Annotated in this window: 19 protein-coding genes; 9 read left to right on the top strand and 10 right to left on the bottom strand. The window is 49.1% G+C overall.

The genetic code is table 11. From position 1 onward, the window contains the following. The first annotated feature begins 237 nt into the window (after positions 1 to 237). The 3 genes from FTT68_RS09140 (at position 238) to FTT68_RS09130 (ending at position 3,369) form a co-directional block, all read left to right on the top strand. On the top strand, positions 238 to 1,044 hold the full coding sequence (locus FTT68_RS09140) for a sulfite exporter TauE/SafE family protein (protein WP_180083963.1): 807 nt from the start codon (positions 238 to 240) through the stop codon (positions 1,042 to 1,044). Between the two features lie 87 nt (positions 1,045 to 1,131). Further along, positions 1,132 to 2,547, top strand: a complete 1,416-nt coding sequence (locus FTT68_RS09135; RefSeq protein WP_005180862.1) for a DASS family sodium-coupled anion symporter — start codon at positions 1,132 to 1,134, stop codon at positions 2,545 to 2,547. Between the two features lie 114 nt (positions 2,548 to 2,661). Continuing rightward, positions 2,662 to 3,369 (top strand): phospholipase D family protein, encoded by a 708-nt coding sequence (locus FTT68_RS09130; RefSeq protein WP_005180864.1) that lies wholly within the window; start codon positions 2,662 to 2,664, stop codon positions 3,367 to 3,369. A gap of 151 nt (positions 3,370 to 3,520) precedes the next feature. Here FTT68_RS09130 and urtE read toward each other — a convergent pair whose 3' ends face one another. The 7 genes from urtE to FTT68_RS09095 form a co-directional block, all read right to left on the bottom strand. Next, a complete protein-coding gene (gene urtE, locus FTT68_RS09125) occupies positions 3,521 to 4,219 on the bottom strand; it encodes an urea ABC transporter ATP-binding subunit UrtE (RefSeq protein WP_075168209.1) in 699 nt (232 codons plus the stop codon). Between the two features lie 10 nt (positions 4,220 to 4,229). Continuing rightward, entirely contained in the window at positions 4,230 to 5,048 is an 819-nt protein-coding gene (gene urtD / locus FTT68_RS09120) for an urea ABC transporter ATP-binding protein UrtD (RefSeq protein WP_104503835.1), read from the bottom strand. Further along, the gene (gene urtC / locus FTT68_RS09115) at positions 5,045 to 6,118 is read right to left on the bottom strand and encodes an urea ABC transporter permease subunit UrtC (protein WP_016658716.1); all 1,074 of its coding nucleotides are present in this window, start codon (positions 6,116 to 6,118) and stop codon (positions 5,045 to 5,047) included. Before urtC ends, urtD begins: the two co-directional genes overlap by 4 nt. Before the next feature lie 4 nt (positions 6,119 to 6,122). Then, the gene (gene urtB / locus FTT68_RS09110) at positions 6,123 to 7,751 is read right to left on the bottom strand and encodes an urea ABC transporter permease subunit UrtB (RefSeq protein ID WP_180083961.1); all 1,629 of its coding nucleotides are present in this window, start codon (positions 7,749 to 7,751) and stop codon (positions 6,123 to 6,125) included. Positions 7,752 to 7,844: 93 nt separating this feature from the next. Then, positions 7,845 to 9,128 carry an urea ABC transporter substrate-binding protein gene (gene urtA, locus FTT68_RS09105; RefSeq protein ID WP_160240841.1) on the bottom strand — a complete coding sequence of 428 codons (1,284 nt, stop codon included), beginning with the start codon at positions 9,126 to 9,128 and terminating at the stop codon, positions 7,845 to 7,847. 390 nt (positions 9,129 to 9,518) lie between these two features. Beyond that, positions 9,519 to 11,399, bottom strand: a complete 1,881-nt coding sequence (gene parE / locus FTT68_RS09100) for a DNA topoisomerase IV subunit B (RefSeq protein ID WP_180083959.1) — start codon at positions 11,397 to 11,399, stop codon at positions 9,519 to 9,521. Positions 11,400 to 11,413: 14 nt separating this feature from the next. Beyond that, entirely contained in the window at positions 11,414 to 11,998 is a 585-nt protein-coding gene (locus tag FTT68_RS09095; protein WP_075168205.1) for a YqiA/YcfP family alpha/beta fold hydrolase, read from the bottom strand. A 244-nt stretch (positions 11,999 to 12,242) separates the two neighbouring features. On the opposite strand from FTT68_RS09095, the gene FTT68_RS09090 reads away from it, so the two are divergent. Next, positions 12,243 to 13,574, top strand: coding sequence for a hypothetical protein (locus FTT68_RS09090; protein ID WP_075168204.1), 1,332 nt, complete (start codon positions 12,243 to 12,245; stop codon positions 13,572 to 13,574). Between the two features lie 69 nt (positions 13,575 to 13,643). On the opposite strand, the gene FTT68_RS09085 is transcribed toward FTT68_RS09090, so the two are convergent. Together FTT68_RS09085 and gshA are read right to left on the bottom strand one after the other, a co-directional pair. Beyond that, positions 13,644 to 14,174 (bottom strand): disulfide bond formation protein B, encoded by a 531-nt coding sequence (locus FTT68_RS09085; RefSeq protein WP_016658712.1) that lies wholly within the window; start codon positions 14,172 to 14,174, stop codon positions 13,644 to 13,646. 20 nt (positions 14,175 to 14,194) lie between these two features. Beyond that, a complete protein-coding gene (gshA, locus tag FTT68_RS09080; RefSeq protein WP_180083957.1) occupies positions 14,195 to 15,772 on the bottom strand; it encodes a glutamate--cysteine ligase in 1,578 nt (525 codons plus the stop codon). Positions 15,773 to 15,982: 210 nt separating this feature from the next. Between gshA and FTT68_RS09075 the strand changes: the two genes are divergently transcribed. The 5 genes from FTT68_RS09075 to FTT68_RS09055 all read left to right on the top strand — a co-directional run bounded on the left by FTT68_RS09075 (position 15,983) and on the right by FTT68_RS09055 (position 21,164). Further along, on the top strand, positions 15,983 to 16,522 hold the full coding sequence (locus tag FTT68_RS09075; protein ID WP_005180881.1) for a DUF924 family protein: 540 nt from the start codon (positions 15,983 to 15,985) through the stop codon (positions 16,520 to 16,522). Positions 16,523 to 16,571: 49 nt separating this feature from the next. Then, on the top strand, positions 16,572 to 17,126 hold the full coding sequence (locus tag FTT68_RS09070) for a hypothetical protein (protein WP_005180882.1): 555 nt from the start codon (positions 16,572 to 16,574) through the stop codon (positions 17,124 to 17,126). Between the two features lie 10 nt (positions 17,127 to 17,136). Continuing rightward, the gene (locus FTT68_RS09065; protein WP_016658710.1) at positions 17,137 to 18,441 is read left to right on the top strand and encodes a DUF445 domain-containing protein; all 1,305 of its coding nucleotides are present in this window, start codon (positions 17,137 to 17,139) and stop codon (positions 18,439 to 18,441) included. A gap of 87 nt (positions 18,442 to 18,528) precedes the next feature. Continuing rightward, a complete protein-coding gene (locus tag FTT68_RS09060; RefSeq protein WP_180083955.1) occupies positions 18,529 to 19,683 on the top strand; it encodes a methionine aminotransferase in 1,155 nt (384 codons plus the stop codon). 113 nt (positions 19,684 to 19,796) lie between these two features. Beyond that, positions 19,797 to 21,164, top strand: a complete 1,368-nt coding sequence (locus tag FTT68_RS09055; protein ID WP_005180888.1) for an MATE family efflux transporter — start codon at positions 19,797 to 19,799, stop codon at positions 21,162 to 21,164. Here the strand turns inward: FTT68_RS09055 and FTT68_RS09050 are convergent. Next, positions 21,145 to 21,300, bottom strand: a complete 156-nt coding sequence (locus FTT68_RS09050; RefSeq protein ID WP_168370814.1) for a hypothetical protein — start codon at positions 21,298 to 21,300, stop codon at positions 21,145 to 21,147. The two genes, FTT68_RS09055 and FTT68_RS09050, sit on opposite strands and share 20 nt — an antisense overlap. Positions 21,301 to 21,413 lie beyond the last annotated feature (113 nt).

Raw genomic sequence — 21,413 nt, 5'->3', positions numbered from 1 at the left:
TTACAATGTTTGTCTTTTATACGTAATTTAAGTGTTTTCATGGGCTTATATTAGCTCATATTAGGCTTGAAATATTGTTTTTTAGCAATTAAACGACATTTCATGTCGTGTCGCTTATATCTCTGACTGAAAGACAAAGGTTTACGCTCCATTTGATAAAAAATAAGCCGGCTTGCCCTTTACAAGCCCAGTATGTGCATGTTTTAGTCAGTACTCTGCCAGTCCGTTGAAATACGCATGTCTAAAGCCGACCTGATGGTTCTGATCTTTTGTATCATTGCTGCCCTGTTACACGGGATCAGCGGCTTCGGCTTTCCTATGGTCAGTACCGCGGCCATCTCCACCTTGTACCCGCTGTCGACCACGGTAGCCTTTGTACTATTACCCTGCCTGATCCTGAATCTGTTTTTACTCAATAGCGACCCCGAACGCAGCTTTCTTCAGGCGCTGCGCTATTATTCCGGTCAATATTGGGGCCTGATTATCAGCAGTCTGATCGGAAGTGTATTCGGTGTGCAGTTACTGCTACATCTAAATGATGGCTATCTCAAACTGCTGATGGGGCTGTTTATTTTATGGTATGTGCTGGATCAGTTTCGCAGCCAGCCCCTGCGCATTCAGGCCAGTCTGAAAAACATGCTGCTGTTTGGTCTGCTGGCCGGTGTGATCGGCGGAGCCACCAATGCCATGGCACCCTTTCTGATGATGTACTTGCTGAGTAGCGAACACAGCAAAACCGAAATTGTGCTGATCAGCAACTTGAATTTTGCGGTCAGTAAACTGATTCAGCTGCTGCTGCTTTACCCGGTGATGCTGCAATTTAAATCTGAACAATGGTCCTTACTGGGCTTATTAACCGTGGTGTCGCTGCTCGGGGTCTGGGCTGGCGGCCAGTTACGTGCCCATATTTCCCAGCAGAAATTTCGCTGGCTGATTCTCAGCTTACTGGCCGTGCTCGGCGGCTCAGCCCTGTGGCAAGCTGTGCAACTCCTCAGTCAGAACCCGCATTTTTTGTGGTTTAATCTTCACCTAGCTGCAAAATAATCAATTTATACTTTGCCCCCCTGCTTGAAAAATATTAAATAATAGGCCGATTACTCTAATTCCTATAAATCTATAAAAGGATCGTATATGAATACAGATACGTTAAAACCACCGGTCGAGGCCGCGCCGAAAGGCATTGTCAAAGGCTGGATTATTATTGTCATTGCCGCCCTGCTTTCTTGGGGCTTTTACCATATTTTGCCCTATGATGATTATGCCAATAAAGGCCTGAGCCTGCTGCTGTTTATCGGGATTTTATGGCTGACTGAAGCGGTGCATATCACCATTACCGCGCTGCTGGTGCCGGTGCTGGCCGTAGCGCTTGGCATGCCGATTGAAAATGCCAGCAAAGAACTGGTACCGATGACCACCACGCAGGCGCTGCGGACTTTTGCTGACCCGGTCATTTTCCTGTTCTTTGGTGGTTTTGCCTTGGCCACTGCCCTACATATCCAGAAACTGGACCGTAAAATTGCGATGTGGATTATTTCCATGTCTGGCGGGCATTTGGGGATTTCAGTGCTGGCCATTTTTGCCGTCACAGCTGCACTGTCGATGTGGATTTCCAATACCGCCACCGCAGCGATGATGCTCCCGCTGGCTTTGGGTCTGCTGTCGCACCTAGATTCAACCAAAGAGCGCTCTACCTTCGTCTTTATTCTTCTCGGGATTGCCTATTCGGCCAGTATTGGCGGCCTGGGAACGCTGGTCGGTTCACCACCGAATGCGATTGCTGCCAAAGCACTGGACTATGACTTCGCCGACTGGATGAAAATCGGTTTGCCGATGATGCTGATTTTACTGCCAGCCATGTTGGTCAGTTTATATCTGGTGTTGCGTCCGAAACTGAACCAGAAAATTCATTTTGAAACAGAAGTAATTCCATGGAACCGAACCCGTATCGCGACCATGATTCTGTTTATCTGTACCGCGATTGCCTGGATTTTTGGCAAAAAACTCAGCGAGAACTTTGGTATTTCATCTCCGGATACCTGGACTGCACTGGTCGCCGCCTGTCTGGTGGTGATTTTAGGTACAGCCACTTGGAAACAGGTTTCTGAAAACACCGACTGGGGGGTGTTACTGCTGTTTGGTGGTGGTTTAACCTTAAGTGCGATGTTAAAAGATTCAGGTGCATCGCTGGTACTGGGTCAAACCGTTGCAGATGTATTTGGTACGGCATCACCGCTGGTGATTATTTTTGTGGTGACCATTTTCATTATTTTCCTGACTGAATTTACCAGTAACACCGCTTCTGCTGCACTGTTGGTACCGGTCTTTGCCGCCATTGCCGACCAGATGGGTATGCCAAAAGAAATTCTGGTGATTATTATTGGTATTGGTGCATCGTGTGCCTTTATGTTGCCTGTAGCAACACCGCCAAATGCAATTGTGTTTGGGTCCGGTCATATCAGACAGCGTGAAATGATGAGTGTCGGGATAGTATTAAACATCCTGTGTACCTTCATTATTGCGCTGTTCGTATACTGGTTCTTTAGCTAAACGCTCAGCATCCATCTAAAAGAGCACTGATTTCAGTGCTCTTTTTTTTGTTTAATTTTTACCTATACTTAGACTATGATCTAAGCCATCAATAAGAATGACACGGGGATTTTTATGGCCAAGTTTTTAAACACCAGTGCAACCAACTTTTTTCTAGAAGAACTGATTAAGAATGCCAAAGAGCGTTTAATTCTGATTAGCCCCTATTTACGCCTCAATGACCGGATTAAAGAATTACTCGAAGATAAAGATCGGCTCAAAATTGACATCCGTATTGTGTATGGCAAAAGCGATCTGCATCCAGAGGAAATCAAATGGTTGCAAAAACTGGATTATGTCCGCTTAAGCTTCTGCAAGAACCTACATGCAAAATGCTATCTGAATGAATCGGAATGTATTATTTCCAGCCTGAATTTATATGAATTCAGCCAGATTAATAACAATGAAATGGGAATTCTGGTTCGCAAATACGAAGATGATGAAGTATTTAAAGATGCCTATGAAGAAGCGCAGCGCATTATTCGGATTAGTGATGAAGTCCGCATTAGCCTCGATGAAGTGAAAGCAGATGCTGTGGTGGCCGAAGCAGAGCGTGGCGAAGAAAGCTCGACACTGACCAAACTCACCACTTCCAAACTGGCTGCAAAACATAAGCTGAAAACCGCAGATATACTGGAGAAATTAACCACAAAAGGCTTCCTGACCTTAAACGAAAATGGCAAACACTTTTTAACTGAACAGGGTAAAAGTAGTGGGGGTGAGTTCAGATCCAGTCAGTATGGTGGGTATTTTTTATGGAATGAAAATACGGAAATTGAATGACAATTTCCCTCTCCTTTTCGGAGACAGGGAGAGGTGAAATTAAAGCCTCCAAACCTCCCTTCTTGCGCTGCAAGATCAAGCCGTGCTGATCTCTTGCTCAGGGAGGCTTTGACTTGTTAAATCCCTCCAACCTCCCTTTGAGAGAGGGAAATTAAATCGCTACTAACTCCCGAATCCCTTTCTCCGGCATTTCCCTGCCGGCACCTTGTGCAATCACCTGGCCACGCGCCATCACGGTATAGCCATCGGCCAGCTCTTCGGCAAAATCATAGAACTGCTCGACCAGCACAATTGCCATTTCGCCACTATCAGCCAGTTTACGAATCACCCGGCCAATATCTTTAATAATCGAGGGCTGAATACCCTCGGTTGGCTCATCCAGAATTAATACCTTCGGTTCAGAAGCCAGCGCGCGAGCAATTGCCAGTTGCTGCTGCTGACCACCGGATAAATCTCCACCGCGGCGCTGCTTCATTTCATCCAGAACCGGAAAAATCTCGTACAGATGTTCCGGTACTTTTCGGGTTTTTGCGCCTTTAAATTTCGCCATCCCAATCAGGATATTTTCCTCAACTGTTAAGGTCGAAAAAATATCGCGGCCTTGTGGCACATAGGCCAAACCTTCACGCACGCGCTGCTCCGGACTAAGCCTGGAAATATCTTTGCCATCCAGCAGAATCTGCCCGGATTTAATCGGCAAAATGCCCATCAAGCATTTCAGCAAGGTGGTTTTGCCCACGCCATTACGCCCCAGCACCACTGAACATGCACCGACCGGAGCCTGAAACGATACATCGCGCAGGATATGACTGCCCCCATAAAACTGATTGACGTCTTTGACTTCTAGCATCGCGGTCTCCTTAACGTCCCAAATATTTTTCAATCACATCTTCATTGGCCTGAACTTCGGCCAATGTACCCTCTGCCAGAATGGCACCCTGTGCCAGCACCGTGACTTTTTCACTGATGGTGTCAATAAAGCTCATGTCATGCTCAACCACAATCAAGGTATGATTTTTCTTCAGTTCCAGACACAGCTCCGCGGTACGTTCGGTTTCGGCATCGGTCATACCGGCCACCGGTTCATCCAGCAAAATCAGCTTGGGGCGCTGCATCAACAGCATGCCAATTTCCAGCCACTGCTTCTGACCATGCGACAGCAATCCGGCTGGTTTATGTACAAATTCCTGCAAACGGATTTGCGCCAGCGATTCTTCCAGCGCCTGTTGGGCATCGGGATCGAGCTTGCTAAACAGGCTTTTTTTCACCCGTTTATCTTTCGGGGCGGCAAGCAGCAGGTTTTCTATGACAGTAAAATTTTCAAATACTGTGGGTTTCTGGAACTTGCGTCCAATTCCGGCCTCGGCAATCTGTTCGGTGCTCATCTTGGCTAAATCATAGGTCTGGCCAAAAAAGGCACTGCCTTCGGTGGGACGGGTTTTACCGGTAATCACATCCATTAACGTGGTTTTACCGGCACCATTGGGTCCAATGATGCAACGTAATTCCCCTTCTTCGATATACAAAGACAAGTCATTTAAGGCACGAAAGGCATCAAACCACACGCTGACTTTTTCCAAATACAGCGCAATACCGTGGCTAAAATCTGCGCCCTGTTCCTTGGGACGGCCATAACCTTCAGCAGCATGGCCGCCATGAGCTTGCAACAGTTCACTCATTCGCTCCGCTCCTTTTTAAAACGGTCAAACAGACCAATAATCCCTTTCGGCAGGAAGATGGTCACCACAATAAACAGCGCCCCTAAAATCAGTAACCACGCCTCTGGGGAAGCAGCGGTGAAATAGGTTTTGGCCGCGTTAATCACACCCGCGCCGAGCAAAGGCCCAATTAAGGTGCCACGACCACCCGCTGCGACCCAGACCGCCATTTCAATTGAGTTGACCGGGTTCATTTCACTCGGGTTGATGATGCCGGCCTGTGGCACATACAGTGCCCCGGCAATACCCGCGATCACCGCAGACAGTACCCAGGCCGACAGCTTGTACCACAGCGTGCGATAGCCCAGATATTGCAGACGGTTTTCACTGTCACGAATTGCACCCAGCACACGACCATAAGGCTGATTCATCAGATGACGCAGCCCGATAAAGCACAGCAGCAGCACCAGCGCGGTGATAAAACACAGGCTGGCCCGCATCGGCGCCGAGGTAATATCCATGCCCAAAATAGTTTTAAAGCCGGTAAAACCATTGTTGCCGCCGAAACCGGTTTCATTACGGAAAAACAGCAGTGCGGCAGCAAAGGTCATGGCCTGGGTGATAATCGAGAAATACACGCCCTTGATTTTGGAGCGGAAGGCAAAGAAGCCAAACACAAAGGCAATGATGCCCGGCACTAAAACGACCAGTGCAAGCGACCACAGGAAATGTTCCGTGCCAACCCAGAACCACGGCAATTCGGTCCAGCTTAAGAAACGCATAAAGTCTGGCAAGCCATCGCCCGCGGATTGGCGCATCAGGTACATGCCAAACGCATAACCGCCCAGAGCAAAGTACAGGCCATGACCCAAACTTAAAATACCGGCATAGCCCCAGACCAGATCCAAGGCCAAAGCCACCAGTGCCAGACACATGATTTTGCCAATCAGGGTGACCCAATAAGCCGACAGATGCAGTGCCGAATCACTCGGCAACAGATGCAGCCACGGCAACAGCAGTAAAATCGCAAAACAGGCGGCAATGGCTGCCCCGCTATAGGGTTTATCGGAAAGTAAATGTGTGATCTTCATGCGCTTACTCCACAAAACGGCCTTTGATGGCAAACAGACCTTGTGGGCGTTTTTGAATAAACAAAATCACAAGAACCAGAAGAATAATTTTGGCCAGTACTGCACCCATGCCAATTTCCAGCGCAGTCCCGCTAATGCCCAGACCCAGTGCTGCCAGTACCGTACCCCAGACCTGACCGACTCCACCGACTACCACCACCAGGAAGGCATCAATAATGTAGTTCTGCCCCAAATCCGGGCCAACGTTCCCGACCTGCGCCAAGGCACAACCGGCCAGTCCGGCCAGTCCTGAACCCAGACCAAAAGCCATCATGTCGATGCGGCTGGAACGAATTCCGACGGCACGCGCCATCTGACGGTTTTGGGTTACAGCCCGCACAAACAGACCAAAACGGGTTTTATTGAGTAAATACACCAGCAACAACAGCACGGCGATGGTAAAGACAATAATTGCGATACGGTTATACGGCAGCATCAGGCTCGGGCTAATGGAAATGCCACCAGACAGCCAGGCAATATTGGACACTTCTACGTTTTGCGCGCCAAAGATCATCCGCACCAATTGCATTAAAATCAGGCTGACTCCAAAGGTGGCCAGCAGGGTTTCCAGCTGGCGGCCATAGAGCGGACGAATTACCGTGCGTTCAATCAGCATGCCAATTAAAGCGCTGACCAGAAAGGCTGCCGGAATCGCCGCGATCAGGTACCAGTCCAGATAACTGCCAAAATGGCTTTTAAACAGGCTTTGCACCACATAGGTGGTATAAGCGCCAATCATGATCAGCTCGCCATGCGCCATATTGATGACTCCGAGCAGACCATAGGTGATGGCCAGTCCTAACGCCGCCAGCAGCAAAATACTGGCGGTACTGAGCCCGGAAAATAGATGGCCGGCCCATTCACTGGCCTGTAAGCGGGTCTGAATGGCGCTTTTGGCCTCCAGCAACACGGCTTTCAGTTCCGGATTCAGATTCGGCTGTTGCAGCTCCTGCTCCACCATGGCCAGTACATCGGGACGGTTGGAATCGGCCAGTACCTGGGCGGCCTGAATTTTCACCAGCACATCTGGCTGCTGATAATCCAGCCGTGCTTTGAGCTGGGCCAGACGCGCCTTCACCTTATTATTCCGTTCCTGTAAATACAGGCGATTGATCTGCGCCAGCTGTAATTCAGACAGATTGCTTTCATAAATATCGACAGCTTCAAGGCGCTCAGCCGCATCTTTTGACTGCATTTTTGAATGCGCCAGCGCAAAGGTCAGCGCTTTCTGCAAGGTATTCACCAGCGTGACCTGCGCCAGATCACTTGGCCAGTCGCTAACCGGCTCCAGTGCCGGATAATGCAGTAAACGCTCATCCGATTCCAGAATATAGGTTTGACCATTGGCGCCGCTATAGAGCTGCTGCTGTTCAACATATTGTGCAAGCTGATCCAGCTGTTCGAGGCTGCCGGGCCACTGGTTCAGTAAGGCACGGCGGCTGGCGAAATCACCTTGCACAAATTGCTGGATGGCATCGGCCTGTGTCACAGCAACGGCTGTCTGTATTTGCGGCTGTTCGGCCTGAGCCAGCTGTATCGATAAAACTTGGGCAAAAATCAGAAAAATAGCGGCGATATTCACGCGAATATTCATTTTATATCCCCCTATTGTGTGTCCTCTTTTTTATAAGAAGGCAGAGAAATCGAAAAAAAACCTGCTGCCGAAGCAGCAGGCATGATGTCAAACTTACTTCGGAAGATAAGGACTCCAAGGTTCTGCCTGCAGGGTTTGCGGGGTTTTATAGACAATATCAAACTGGCCATCGGCACGGATTTGCCCGATCATGACCGGCTTATGCAAGTGATGGTTTGACGTATCCATTTTTAAGGTATAACCAGAGGGTGCTTTAAATTCCTGACCAGCCATGGCTGCACGGACTTGATCCACCTCGGTAGTGCCGGCTTTTTCTACCGCCTGCTTCCACATATTGATGCCGACATAGGTCGCTTCCATCGGGTCATTGGTCACCAGCTTGTTGGCATTTGGCAGTTTATAATCGACTGCGTACTGCTTCATTTTGTTGGTGAACTCGGTATTGACCGGATTTTTTACCGACATAAAGTAGTTCCACGATGCCAAGTGGCCGACCAGTGGCTTGGTATCAATACCGCGTAATTCTTCTTCACCCACCGAGAACGCCATCACCGGAATATCAGAAGCTTTGATGCCCTGATTGCCCAGTTCACGGTAGAACGGCACATTGGAATCGCCATTGATGGTGGAAATGACCGCAGTCTTTTTCCCAGCCGAGAATTTTTTAATATTGCTGACAATGGTCTGATAGTTGCTGTGCCCAAACGGGGTGTACTCTTCCATAATGTCGGCATCGGCAATGCCTTTTGATTTCAGGAAAGCGCGCAGAATCTGGTTAGTGGTCCGTGGATAGACATAATCCGTTCCTAGCAGCACAAAACGTTCGGCCTGACCGCCCTCTTCACTCATCAGATATTCCACTGCTGGAATCGCTTGCTGGTTAGGTGCTGCGCCGGTATAGAAAATATTTTTCGACTGTTCCTGACCCTCATATTGCACCGGATAGAACAGCAGACCATTCAGCTCTTCCACCACCGGCAGTACCGATTTACGTGATACTGAAGTCCACGCACCAAAAATGACCGCAACCTTATCCTGAGTAATCAGCTGGCGCGCCTGTTCCGCAAACAGTGGCCAATCAGAGGCCGGATCAACCACCACCGGTTCCAGCTTTTTGCCCAGCACCCCGCCATTGGCATTAATTTCATTGATTGCCATTAGCGCGGTATCTTTTAGCGAGGTTTCTGAAATGGCCATGGTGCCGGACAAGGAATGCAGGATGCCGACTTTAATGGTCTCACCGGTGCTGGCCGCTGGCTGGGCTGTGCTGGCACTGTCGCTACTTTCGGTCGATTTTGAGCAGCCGCTGAGCGCCACAACCCCGGCCATGCTGGCCACTAACATACTTTTTGAAAACAGATTGCGCTGGAACTTCATGAATTTCTCCACACTTATGCAGCACCTGAACATGGTGCCTGTTGTTCTATGACTGCAGCGGATAATTCAATTTCTATGCCAAACGCAAAACTGACAGGCAGATCTAGACGGGACAAGTAAGATTTAAATCATAAAAATTAGTTACTTATATTAATATAAAAAATGAAGCATAGCCCTTCAGCTACGCTGCACTGATCTGCACCACGCACATGCAAGCAAGGTGTGCTCTTGAGTTTTTAGAGATATTGAAGGCTAAGGATACACAAAAGTGAACAAAAAAAGGGCAACCCTATACAGCCGTATTGCCTCATTTTGGAGAAAAAATCAGCGACATAAAAAAACCTGCACCAAGACGGGCAGGTTTTCTAAAATGATGAAAGTTTTAAGGTTTTAAACCACCAGATCAGCCAGATTGCCTTTTTGCTCTAGCCACTGCTTCCGGTCTGCGGAGCGTTTTTTGGCCAGCAGTTTATCCAGCAAACCGGCAGTGACATGAATATCATCCAGATCCAGTTGCACCAGACGGCGTGTATCCGGGTCCATGGTGGTTTCACGCAGCTGGCTGGCGTTCATTTCACCCAAGCCTTTAAAGCGGGTGATTTGCGGATTTTTGCTTTTGCATTTATTTAAAATGCCGTTGAGCTCATCTTCATCCAGTGCGTAATGTACATCTTTATTGTCATCAATCCGGAATAATGGCGGCATGGCCACAAATAAATGCCCTTCTTCTACCAAAGCCGGGAAATGTTTGACAAAAAGCGCACAGAGCAAGGTGGCAATATGCAGACCATCGGAGTCGGCATCGGCCAGAATACAGATTTTGCCATAACGCAGTTCAGACAAGTCATCTGAACCCGGATCAACCCCAATCGCAATGGCAATATCATGCACTTCCTGAGAGCCCAGCACCTCATCAGAAGACACTTCCCAGGTATTTAAAATTTTACCGCGAATCGGCATGATGGCCTGGAAATTCTTGTCACGTGCCTGCTTGGCCGAACCGCCCGCAGAATCCCCTTCGACAATAAACAGTTCCGATTCTTCACGGGTCAGACCGACACAGTCGGCCAGCTTGCCTGGCAGAGCCGGACCCGACACAATCTTTTTACGCTCGACTTTTTTGGCTGCTTTTAAACGGCGACCGGCCTTGGAGATGGCCATTTCTGCCAGTTGCAGCGCTATATCTGAATTCTGATGCAGCCATAAGGCAAAGGCATCTTTGGCAATATTCTGCACAATTCCGGACGCTTCACGGCTCGACAGACGCTCTTTGGTCTGACCGGAGAATTGTGGCTCCTGGAATTTTAGCGACAGGATATAGTTCACTCCATCCCAGACATCTTCGGCCGAGAGTTTCAAGTTACGCGGCAACAGGTTACGCAGCTCACAGAACTCGCGCATGGCATCGGTGATACCGGAACGCAAACCATTGACATGGGTACCGCCCTGCGCGGTCGGAATCAGGTTGACGTAAGATTCCTGAATGCTTTCACCGCCTTCAACATTCCAGCAAATCGCAAATTCTGCGCTGGCGCGTTCTGCATTGCCTGAAGAGACAAAGGCCGGCGCCGGAATAGTCTCGCGGTCTTCCAGTTCATCCATTAAATAATCGACCAGGCCATTTTCAAACTGCCAGGTGATTTTTTCATCATTAATCTGGTCGATATAATTGATTTGCAGGCCAGCCGCCAAAACCGCTTTGGCTTTTAAATTATGTTTTAAGGCTTTTAAGGCAAATTTTGGTGAATCGAAATATTTGGCTTCCGGCCAGAAACGCACCAAGGTGCCTGACGCACGTTTTGGCGCTTTACCTTCCAGCACTTCTAGTGGTCCAGTGGCTTCGCCCTGCTCAAAAGCCATTTTGTAGAGATTGCCCTGACGCTGTACATCCACTTCTACCCGGGTCGACAAGGCATTCACCACAGAAATCCCGACCCCGTGCAAACCACCGGAAAACTGGTAGTTATCGGTACTGAACTTGCCGCCGGCATGCAGCTTGGTCAAAATAATTTCAATTCCGCTCTGGCCATATTCCGGGTGAATATCCACCGGCATCCCACGGCCATTGTCTTCTACTGCCAGCGAGCCATCTTTATACACGGTCACGCTAACTTTGGTGGCATGTCCGGCCAGTGCCTCATCGACAGCATTATCAATCACTTCCTGCGCCAAATGGTTCGGACGCGAGGTGTCGGTATACATACCCGGACGGCGACGGACCGGATCGAGACCAGATAAAACTTCAAGAGATTGAGCCGTATATTGAGACACGTTGTACTGTTTCCTTATTTTAGGGAATCCGATAAAAACTGCAGCAGCATAGGTATTTTTAGCGCAAAGTTGTCCATCCCATGATTGCCGCGGGTTTCGGTCATGATCAGAGAGCTATGCTGGGCCTGGCTATAATAACGCTGTGCGTCACGATAATCCAAAACTTCATCGCCTTGCTGCAATAACACTAAAATTTTGTCTGCCTTTTCAACAAAAGGCACTGCCATCTGTTCCAGTTGCTGTAAATGTAGCCGCTCCAGCGTCCAGTGTTCATGCACTTTTAGCGGAATCTGTGCATCGCCGAACAGTTCCTGAAACAACTGCCATGGTCGCATAGCCGGATTAATCAGCACAGCCGGAACCGCATAGCGTGCGACCAGTTGTGTCGCATAGAAGCCGCCCAGACTGCTGCCGACCAGCGCTACTTGGTCCAGCTGCTCAATCAGTGCAGATAAGCGCTGCATCACCTCGCGTGGCGGCGCATTCAGATCGGGCAGATGTACCTGAATGTCACTCCGCTGTGCCAGCGCTTGCCGCAACAGCTGGCCTTTGGCAGAAAAGGGATTGCTCCTGAAACCATGCAAATAAATTAAATTCATTGTGCTAATCGGATGTTATCCATGTTCATTGTTGTATTTACTTTTTTGAGACTTTGATCACATTCATGTTTTAATTTGTATGTCACAAATAATTGTTAGACAAAAAAATTAAAACTGGGGCGTCATCCTGGCTATTGTAAAAGTTGTTCGGGATGAATGATATAAAATTAAGCTTAGAAATTTATACCGTGAAGCCAACGAAAAAGAAAGTAGCCGCGACACTATTGTTAGGGGGCAGTAGCACATGCCAAGTTTAACGCCATTGCATGAAACTTATTGTAAATGGGACACCACACCGCCCAGCCAGGCCGATTTACTGGAAGGTCTGGCGCAGCTGTTAAGTATGCCGGTGCATCAGGTGGTCAAAGAGCTGGTGCAGACCATTCAGCGTGAGGTCTTGCTGAGCCTGTTTGGCATGAGTGAACAGCACTCCCGAAAATTCCAGAATATGTCGCCCATTCGCAAGCTGTACAGCCTGTCCTTTGATACGCTGCAAAACTATAGCAACTACCTGCTGGCGCCCAGCCTGCGTCAGGTGATTGACCGTTTTCCACGTTTACATGACAAGCCGCTGACACCGTATATGCATGTGCTGGTTGGTATTTTAAATGGTGTACTAGGTGATTATTTGCTGAATCAGCAAAATCCGCTGGCATTGCCAATGACCATTTATGACCACTACGGCAGTGTGCAAAAAGGCGAGCTGACCGGACAGGTGATTCTGTTTGTGCATGGCCTGTGTATGAACCATCTGGACTGGTCACATCAGCAATATGGTGGTATTGGCGAAAAACTGCTGGCACAGCGCCAGCGCAACACCATGCTGTATTTAAATTACAATACCGGACGGCGTATTTCCGCCAATGGTCATAGTCTGGCCAATACCCTGGAAGATCTGATTCAGCGCAATCCGAATATCACCAGCATCAGCCTGATTGGACATAGCATGGGCGGGCTGGTGTCACGCAGTGCCCTGTTTTATGGCAAGCAGGATTTGCATGAGTGGATTCATATGGTCGATAACCTGGTCTGTCTGGGTTCGCCGCATCATGGTGCAGCGCTGGAGCGTTTCGGCTTTCACTTACAGGATAAACTGGGGCGTTTCCCGTTTATGAAAATTGTCGGGCATGTGGTGAATATCCGCAGTAACGGTATTCTGGATTTACGTTATGGCAGCGTGCGCGATGATGACTGGGAACACAATGAAGCGCGAATTGGTGAAATTGATGATAACCGTAAACCAGCGCCCTTCCCGTCCCATATTAATGCCTTTTTGGTGGCCGGCACCATTGAATATGAAAACAAGCGCAACCGCACCCGCAAAGTAATTGGCGATTATCTGGTCAGTGTCAAAAGTGCACTGGGTGAACATCCGAACCCGCGTTTTCAGCTAAAACTGCCGGAATCGCATAAGGCGGTGTTTTATGGCCTGAACCATATGGAAATTCAGTACCATTCCAGCGTCGCCGAGCAGATTGTGAAATGGTTTTATCCGGAAAATGATGACCGGGTCAATGAACAGGTGCGTGAATATATTGTCAATTTAGAGAGTATTGAAGGCATTGCCCTGACTTAAAAATTGATGCGCTACAATTAAAACAGGAGGGTCATCGCCCTCCTGTTTGTTATTGATCTGGAGACAATATTATTTCTTTTTTACCGGCTTGGTTTTGGCCGCAGTATAGGGATAGGTACGGATTAACTGCCAGATACTAATAATCGTTAGCACAATAAAGAACACTAACGACCAGACCGGCAAGGATTGGCCCAGAAAAGTCCAGTCAATCACTGCACATTCACCAGACCCAGACAGCACCTGTTGCAGTACGGCTTTCATTGGCAAGGCATCAACCAGATAATCCAGTCCCGGGCCACAGCTTGGCACCTGATCTGGCGGCAGGTTTTGCAGCCAGACATGCCGCGCGGCAACACCGGCCGACCATAAAATGCTTAAGCTGCCCAAAAAGGCATACAGCCGTTTAAACGCCCCCGAAAGCGGGTTGTGGAGCAGCGCGATCAGGGAAATGATCCCCAGACCAATCAGGCCGACACGCTGGAAAACACATAATGGACACGGCGCCAGACCTTGCACATGCTCAAGATACAGGGCGAAGGCCATCCCCACCACACTGGCACAAAACAAAACACCACTCACGAAGCGATAACTCCATTGCATGGTCAATCCTCTTTCTGTTTTTATCGGTACTGAGTCAGAAACTGCTCAAAACTCAAGGTCTGTTCCTGCTCAAGTTGCTGTTGTTGTTGCAATGATTGCTGGGCCATTTCTTCAAAATAGGCCAGCGTTTCCGGACTTAATACATGCACCTGGTAAACGTCGGCATGTTGCTGTGCCATATGGCTGCCAAAATTCCAGGTGCCGCCCTGATGTAAGGTATCCTCAATCACCTGCGCCGATAGCGTCGCATCGACTTCATCAATCCGGCCGAGCATGGTCGCCAGACCCTGACTGTACAACGTGGTGGTATAGGCCTGATCCAGCAGTTCAGCCAAAGGCTGCATGGCCTGAACATGACTACGGCTCCAGTCTTCAATCAGATAGGACTGGCCATCTGCCAAAATGGTGGCATTTGGCGCACGGCCACGATTCACGACTTCGGCCTGATTGCGCTCAATAATGTCCTGTTCATCATCCAATAACGCCGGGCTGTCTTTCAGCAGACAGTACAGCGCCAGCACTTCCAGGAAGCCGGCGGTGTGTTCATCAATCCCGATTGGACTATACGGATTGACATCGACTGCGCGTAATTCGACATAGCCGACCCCACGATTGGCCAGCGCCTGAGATGGGGTTTCACCCGCCTGCGGCACCTGTTTTGGACGCACCAGACTGTAGTATTCGTTTTCAATTTGCAGCACGTGATCATTGATCTGAATCGGCTCACCCTGTGCATCATTCAGGCCCAAACGGCTAAATGGCTGATACGGGGTTTTGACGGCTTTTTGCAGACCCTCTAAATAACCACTCAGGTTGTTATAGTGAATCCCGAGCTGTTTTTGCGCCGAATTCTGATAACCAAAACGGCCCATGCGCAAGGCGGTGGCATACGGCAGGAACAGCGTGCCGCGTACCAGTGGCAGCAAATGATGTTCACGGCCGGTCATAAAACACTGACACACCGATGGACTGGCACCGACCACCAGCATCACCAGTGGGGTCAGGCGAATAAAATTACGGATTAGACCGAAATAGCGATGGCTGCGATAATCCTGCAGGCTCAGATTTTTGAGTGCCTCATCGCTTTCTTGTTGTTGCAGCGCTTCAAATAAGGCATCCGGGAAAGACAGATTATAATGTACCCCGGAAATGGTCTGCATCCGGCGTCCATAGCGTACCCCCAAACCATGACGGTATAAGGTCTTGAAACGGCCAATATTGGAGCTGCCATATTGCGCCAGCGGAATGCGTTCTTCGGCATCATCCAGCATACACGGCATTGACAGTGGCCAGAGTTTTTCTTCATGTTCCAGCTGACGGTGCACCACGGCATGAATATCGCTTAAATAATTCAGTGCACCCGGAATACTGTCCTGCGGCGGAGTAATAAACTCCATTAATGCTTCGGAATAATCGGTGGTGATATGCGGATGAGTCAGTGCCGAACCCAAGCCCTGCGGATGGGCTGCCTGAGAGAGAAATCCATTGCTTTGCATACGCAGGCTTTCACGCTCAATACCACGCAACATGCCGCGCAGTAGCGAAGAATCCACCCAAGTCGTTAAAGTATCTTGAGAGGTCGATTCGGGTTGACTCATTACAATCTCGCTTATCGCAAAAAACTACTAAAGAAAATCATCGGTTTATATCAGTATAACGCGATTTAGTGCCGGCACATTACATCCTGTATAGTTTTCAAACAAACCCACAACTTTATTTTTGGCAATTTTTTATCACAAAGTTGCTCTATAAGACATGTGAAATTTGTGATTTTATAATCAAAAGAACAGAGGTAAATAATAAAGCGTATGAATTATCAGGATTTTTTAGATTTTTGGTTTTCTCCTGCTGCGGAACCGAACTGGTTTGTCAAAAGCGCAGAGTTTGATGCCGTGCTTGCAGAAAAATTTACCGATGTACTGCAACAAGCGGCACAAGGAGAACTATGGACATGGCGCGAAACACCCGCAGGTCGTTTGGCTGAAATCATTGTTTTAGATCAATTATCACGTAATTTATACCGTAATGACCCGCGTGCCTTTGCCCAAGATGGAATGGCCTTGGTGTTGGCACAAGAAATGATTCACTTAAAATTGGATCAGGACTTAAACCCAACCGAACGTCGTTTTCTATATATGCCGTTTATGCACAGTGAATCCAAACGTATTCACGAAGTCGCATTAACGTTGTTTGAAAGTTTGAATGACCCCACCGTGTTGGGCTATGAACTGAAACATAAAGTGATTATTGAGCGCTTTGGCCGTTATCCGCATCGGAATCAAATATTGGGACGCCAATCAAGCGCAGAAGAACTGGAGTTCCTGACCCAACCGAACAGCAGTTTTTAATTAAAACGCGGTTCATTCTCCCCTTGCAGTATCTTCACAGGAGAACAGCATGAAACATCTAATTCTTGGTTTAGGCCTCGGACTCAGTCTGCTGCTGGGCGGCTGTGCCACCACACCATCCAAGCCGCTGACCTTTGACCAGCTGGGCCAATATTCGGTGACGCCACTGAACAGCCAGACCTATCGCATCAGTTTTCAGGCCCGCCCCAACATGAGCTTTGGCACCGCCGAAGAAATTACCCTGGTCAAAGCTGCGCAAACCACGCTGCAACAGGGCCATACCTTCTTTAAAGTGCTGGATGATCCGAGTAACCGCAGCCAGCAGCCACCGCGTCAGGCTGTGGTCTATCCGGCACCGAGCTTTTATCCTTATGGCTATTACCGTCGCCATCCGGCTTTCTGGCCTGACCCATTTTATGACTACCCGCAGGTCATTAATGTTGACCCGATTCAGGTTTCCTATACGATTCAATGTTATAAAGATCAAAAAAGTGCCCCAAGTGATGCCTTTGATGCTCGCCTGATCTTGCAGTCACTGGGTGGAAAATACGGGCTCAGTCCAGGCGGTCAGGTGTTACAGCCACCGGTAGCCACTTCAAACTAGGGAAACATGCATGCAGACAGCGCCAGCACCGACTTCTCCAAACCTGCAACGCAGCAAGCGTTTTGCTACCATGGCCCTGATCACGGCCGTGCTGGCCTGGATCTGTTTAATGGTGCTGGCCAAACTGCTGCCTGACTATATCTGGCTGATTCATATTCTGATGCTGTCAGCCGAAGCTGGCGTGGTCGGGGGGCTGGCTGACTGGTATGCGATTACCGTGCTGTTTCGCAATCCCTTTGGCCGGCTGCCCATTCCCAAGTTTCTGCGGGACCATACCGAAATTATTCCGCGCAACAAAGACCGTATTGCCGAGTCGATGGGACGTTTTGTTCAGGAAAATTTCCTGTCGCCGCAAATTGTACAGCGCAGCCTGCACAATACCGATGTATCGCTGGCGGTGGGCAAGTGGCTGGCCAATCCGCAGAATAACCAGCAGGTCAGCCAGCTAATTCAACAGACCGTACCGAAGATTTTTGAATTTGTCGGGCAGGAACAGATTGGCCGCTTTATCCAGAACAACAGCGTGCAATGGGTCAAAAATACTGACATCAATTATCTGGCCAGTGAAATGCTGCGCGCAGTGCTGGAAAATGATTTCCATCAGGATGTACTGCAACGCGGGCTGGATCTGGCACATGACTGGATGCTGCAACATCCGGAAGAAACCCGCGAGCTGACCCGCACCCTGTTTAAAGAACTGGGCGTGTGGCGTCTGGCCAGAGGTGCCAGCTGGATTGGTATTGATGTACAGCAGCGCACCATCGACTCTTTACTGGAACGGGTCGATTCAATGCTGGCCGATCCCGATCATCCGTGGCGACAAAAAGTGGAAGATATGGCACATCAGCTGATGCAACAGCTGGCCGATCAGGACAGTGCCGCCAGTCAGCGTTTAAACCAGACCAAAAATGCCCTGCTGGACAGTCCGCAAGTGCTGAATTTTATTAGTGGTGCGGTGGTGATTCTGTGTGATGCAATCCGGGCAGATCTGGAAAAACCCGATTCCGGTATTGCGGAAAACCTGCGCGTGGCCATTCAGCAGGTCGGTGAGAACATTATCAGTAACGGCGCCGTACGCCAGTTGCTAAATGACAAAATGAGCGGCATCGCCGTCAATCTCTCTGACCAGTACAGTGAAAAAGTGATCCGTTTTATTAGTGAGCGGATTCATGAATGGGATTCACGCGAGATGATTGGCAAAATTGAAAACGAAGTCGGCGGCGACCTGCATATGATCCGGGTCAATGGCGTGGTGGTGGGGGCCTTTATTGGTCTGGCACTGGGGATTATCCGGGCGCTGGTCGAATTGATTTAATTCAGTTTTTTTCGCCCACTGCTTCAATTGCTGGCGGATGGCGGCTTATCATGCGATGTGCATACACAATAACGGTAGTCAATGGTCATGCTTGAACTTCAATCTAAACTTCCTGCGCTTGGCGTGACCATTTTTAGTGTCATGACCACCCTGGCTCAGCGCCTGAATGCCCTGAATGTGTCACAGGGTTTCCCCGATTTTCCGGCCCCACCGGCCCTGTTGGAGGCCCTGTGTCAGGCGACATTAGAGGGCCAGAACCAGTATCCACCCGGTGATGGACTGTTATTGCTCAGAGAACAGCTGGCTGTGCAAAAGCAGCAACAGACTGGCCGTTCGTTTGATCCTCACACCGAAATCAGTATTACCGCCGGCGCGACCATTGCCATTTTCTGTGCCATTCAGGCAGTAGTGCAGGCCGGGGATGAAGTGATTATTTTTGATCCCAGCTATGACAGTTATGCACCCACCGTGCAACTGGCCGGCGGGAAAGCTATCCATCTGGCCTTGCAGCCGCCCCATTTTCAGGTCGACTGGAATCAGGTCAAAGATGCCATTCATGATCGTACCCGCATGATCATCGTCAATACCCCGCATAACCCGAGCGGTACGCTTTGGTCAGCCGCGGACTGGCAGACCCTGATTGAGCTGATTCAGGATCGCAATATTGTCGTACTGTCTGATGAAGTCTATGAACATCTGGTCTATGACGGCCAGCAGCATTATTCAGCGCTTGATTTTCCAGCTCTGCACGAGCGCAGTTTTGTGATTGGTTCTTTTGGTAAAACTTTTCATGTCACCGGCTGGAAAACCGGTTATTGCATGGCTTCACCGGCTTTGATGCAGTTGTTCCGGCAGGTTTATCAGTTTGCCAATTTCTGTGGTGTGGCCCCGGTGCAAGTCGCGCTGGCACAATTTATGCAACAGCATCCGGAACATATTGCTGAACTGGCCGCGTTCTATCAGGCCAAACGCGACCGCTTTCAGGCCGGTATCCAGCACTCCCGTTTTCAGTGGATTCCCGCGCAAGGCACCTATTTCCAGAATCTGGACTATCGCGCCATCCGCCCGGATTTAAATGATCTGCAGATGTGCCAGTATCTGGCCGAGCAGCACAAGATTGTGGCGATTCCGATTTCTGCTTTTTATCAGACCCCGTCGGATGATTTACGCCTGATTCGGGTCTGTTTTGCCAAAAAAGATGAAACGCTGGATCGGGCCGCAGAAATTTTCTCGGCCTGTTAACACGAGTACGTAAAATCAGCTAAGTTACGCAATTGCTAAGGCTTTTTGCTACAGGCTCATGCTAGGGTAAAGCCATTCATGCACACGATCATAAACCGGTTACAGGATTGCTCATGCCGCAGCATCAACCTTTGGTGAATCAACACAAGCTCTGGAAAACCTTCCTGATTTTCCTGCTGCCGCTGATTGCCACCAATATTCTGCAAAACCTGTCTGGCACCATCAACACTGTCTTTGTTGGCCAGATGATGGGTGTCGATGCCATTGCAGCGGTGGCGGTATTCTTCCCGATTCTGTTCTGTTTGATGGCCTTTGTGATCGGGCTGTCAGCCGGTTCAACCGTGCTGGTCGGGCAGGCCTGGGGTGCGCAGAATATTGAAAAAGTACGCTGTGTGGTCGGCTCGACCCTGTTTATGACCCTGATTGGCGGCACCATCATTGCCATTTTAGGCGTGATTTTCGCCAAATCCATTCTGCTGGCGCTCGGTACCGATCCGCAGGTGATGCATCTGTCGTTGCCCTATGTGCAATGGATGCTGGCCGGTAGCCCGCTGCTGTTTGTCTATATTATTTACACCTCTATTTTACGCGGCGTGGGCGACAGTATTACCCCCCTAATTGCCTTAGGCATGACCAGCCTGATCGGGCTGTTTATTACCCCGGTGCTAATTGCCGGCTATTTTGGTTTTCCACGTCTGGGGATTATTGCTCCGGCCATTGCCACCATTATTGGTTATCTGGCGGTGCTGATTTTTCTGGCGGTGTATCTGAACAAGAAAAACCATCCGCTACGACCGGATTGGCAATTGCTGAAAAATATTCGCCATCAACCGATCTTGAGCAAGATTATTTTACGTCTGGGCATTCCGACCGGCATTCAGATGGTGACCACGTCGGTGGCGGGGCTGGTGATTGTCGGGCTGGTCAACCGTTATGGCGCTGAAGCCACAGCGGCCTATGGTGCGGTGAATCAGGTGCTGAACTATATTCAGTTCCCGGCGCTGTCGATTGCCATTGCCGCCTCTATTTTTGGTGCGCAGGCGATTGGGGCTGGCAAGTCCGATTTACTGGCCAAAGTCACCCGTACTGCTTTGGGCATGAACCTGATGATTACCGGGATGCTAGTGGTGCTGGCCTATTTATTCTCGAAATATTTAATGGCGCTGTTTATTACCGACCCGCAGGTGGTCGAGCTGGGCCAGCAGCTGCTGTTTATTGTATTGTGGTCAATTTTGTTCTTTGGGGCCAGTGCCATTTTCGCTTCGATTATGCGCGCCAGCGGGACTGTCACGGTGCCAATGATTATTAATGTGCTGGCAATTTTGCTGATTGAAGTGCCGTGTGCCTATCTGTTTAGTCAGTGGTGGGGATTACAAGGCATCTGGTATGCCTATGCGCTGGCCTTTGTCAGTCTGTGTATTTTACAGGGTCTGTATTATCAGTTTGTCTGGAAGAAAAAGACTATTGAGGTGTTAATTTGACGGCAGGAGATAGCGCCTGATTAATTTCCTGAATCACCGCTTGCGCTAATTGCGAAGATAATTGAATACCCTGAATCTCAGCGCCAATACGGCCATTAATCGGTTTGACCTGAATATGTTGATAGTCATAGCTCATATTAAATTTCCTTCATTTCTCTTTTGATGTTTTTAAAGGTTTCCACTCGGGATGAGCTGATGATGTCAAAACGGCTTATTCAAATCTGTCAAAAACTTGACAGTTTTATTCTG

Origin of the sequence: Acinetobacter sp. Q85-2, assembly GCF_013420555.1 — a bacterium.
GTDB lineage: Bacteria > Pseudomonadota > Gammaproteobacteria > Pseudomonadales > Moraxellaceae > Acinetobacter > Acinetobacter indicus.
The sequence above is the reverse complement of the archived record's forward strand: the minus strand, read 5'-3'. Positions and strand labels throughout refer to the sequence as shown.

What these genes read in the sequence shown, in the direction of transcription:
- FTT68_RS09140 (WP_180083963.1), top strand. Translation starts at nt 238, where the DNA reads ATGTCTAAAGCCGACCTGATGGTTCTGATCTTTTGTATCATTGCTGCC.
- FTT68_RS09135 (WP_005180862.1), top strand. Translation starts at nt 1,132, where the DNA reads ATGAATACAGATACGTTAAAACCACCGGTCGAGGCCGCGCCGAAAGGC.
- FTT68_RS09130 (WP_005180864.1), top strand. Translation starts at nt 2,662, where the DNA reads ATGGCCAAGTTTTTAAACACCAGTGCAACCAACTTTTTTCTAGAAGAA.
- urtE (WP_075168209.1), bottom strand. Translation starts at nt 4,219, where the DNA reads ATGCTAGAAGTCAAAGACGTCAATCAGTTTTATGGGGGCAGTCATATC.
- urtD (WP_104503835.1), bottom strand. Translation starts at nt 5,048, where the DNA reads ATGAGTGAACTGTTGCAAGCTCATGGCGGCCATGCTGCTGAAGGTTAT.
- urtC (WP_016658716.1), bottom strand. Translation starts at nt 6,118, where the DNA reads ATGAAGATCACACATTTACTTTCCGATAAACCCTATAGCGGGGCAGCC.
- urtB (WP_180083961.1), bottom strand. Translation starts at nt 7,751, where the DNA reads ATGAATATTCGCGTGAATATCGCCGCTATTTTTCTGATTTTTGCCCAA.
- urtA (WP_160240841.1), bottom strand. Translation starts at nt 9,128, where the DNA reads ATGAAGTTCCAGCGCAATCTGTTTTCAAAAAGTATGTTAGTGGCCAGC.
- FTT68_RS09095 (WP_075168205.1), bottom strand. Translation starts at nt 11,998, where the DNA reads ATGAATTTAATTTATTTGCATGGTTTCAGGAGCAATCCCTTTTCTGCC.
- FTT68_RS09090 (WP_075168204.1), top strand. Translation starts at nt 12,243, where the DNA reads ATGCCAAGTTTAACGCCATTGCATGAAACTTATTGTAAATGGGACACC.
- FTT68_RS09085 (WP_016658712.1), bottom strand. Translation starts at nt 14,174, where the DNA reads ATGCAATGGAGTTATCGCTTCGTGAGTGGTGTTTTGTTTTGTGCCAGT.
- gshA (WP_180083957.1), bottom strand. Translation starts at nt 15,772, where the DNA reads ATGAGTCAACCCGAATCGACCTCTCAAGATACTTTAACGACTTGGGTG.
- FTT68_RS09075 (WP_005180881.1), top strand. Translation starts at nt 15,983, where the DNA reads ATGAATTATCAGGATTTTTTAGATTTTTGGTTTTCTCCTGCTGCGGAA.
- FTT68_RS09070 (WP_005180882.1), top strand. Translation starts at nt 16,572, where the DNA reads ATGAAACATCTAATTCTTGGTTTAGGCCTCGGACTCAGTCTGCTGCTG.
- FTT68_RS09065 (WP_016658710.1), top strand. Translation starts at nt 17,137, where the DNA reads ATGCAGACAGCGCCAGCACCGACTTCTCCAAACCTGCAACGCAGCAAG.
- FTT68_RS09060 (WP_180083955.1), top strand. Translation starts at nt 18,529, where the DNA reads ATGCTTGAACTTCAATCTAAACTTCCTGCGCTTGGCGTGACCATTTTT.
- FTT68_RS09055 (WP_005180888.1), top strand. Translation starts at nt 19,797, where the DNA reads ATGCCGCAGCATCAACCTTTGGTGAATCAACACAAGCTCTGGAAAACC.
- FTT68_RS09050 (WP_168370814.1), bottom strand. Translation starts at nt 21,300, where the DNA reads ATGAGCTATGACTATCAACATATTCAGGTCAAACCGATTAATGGCCGT.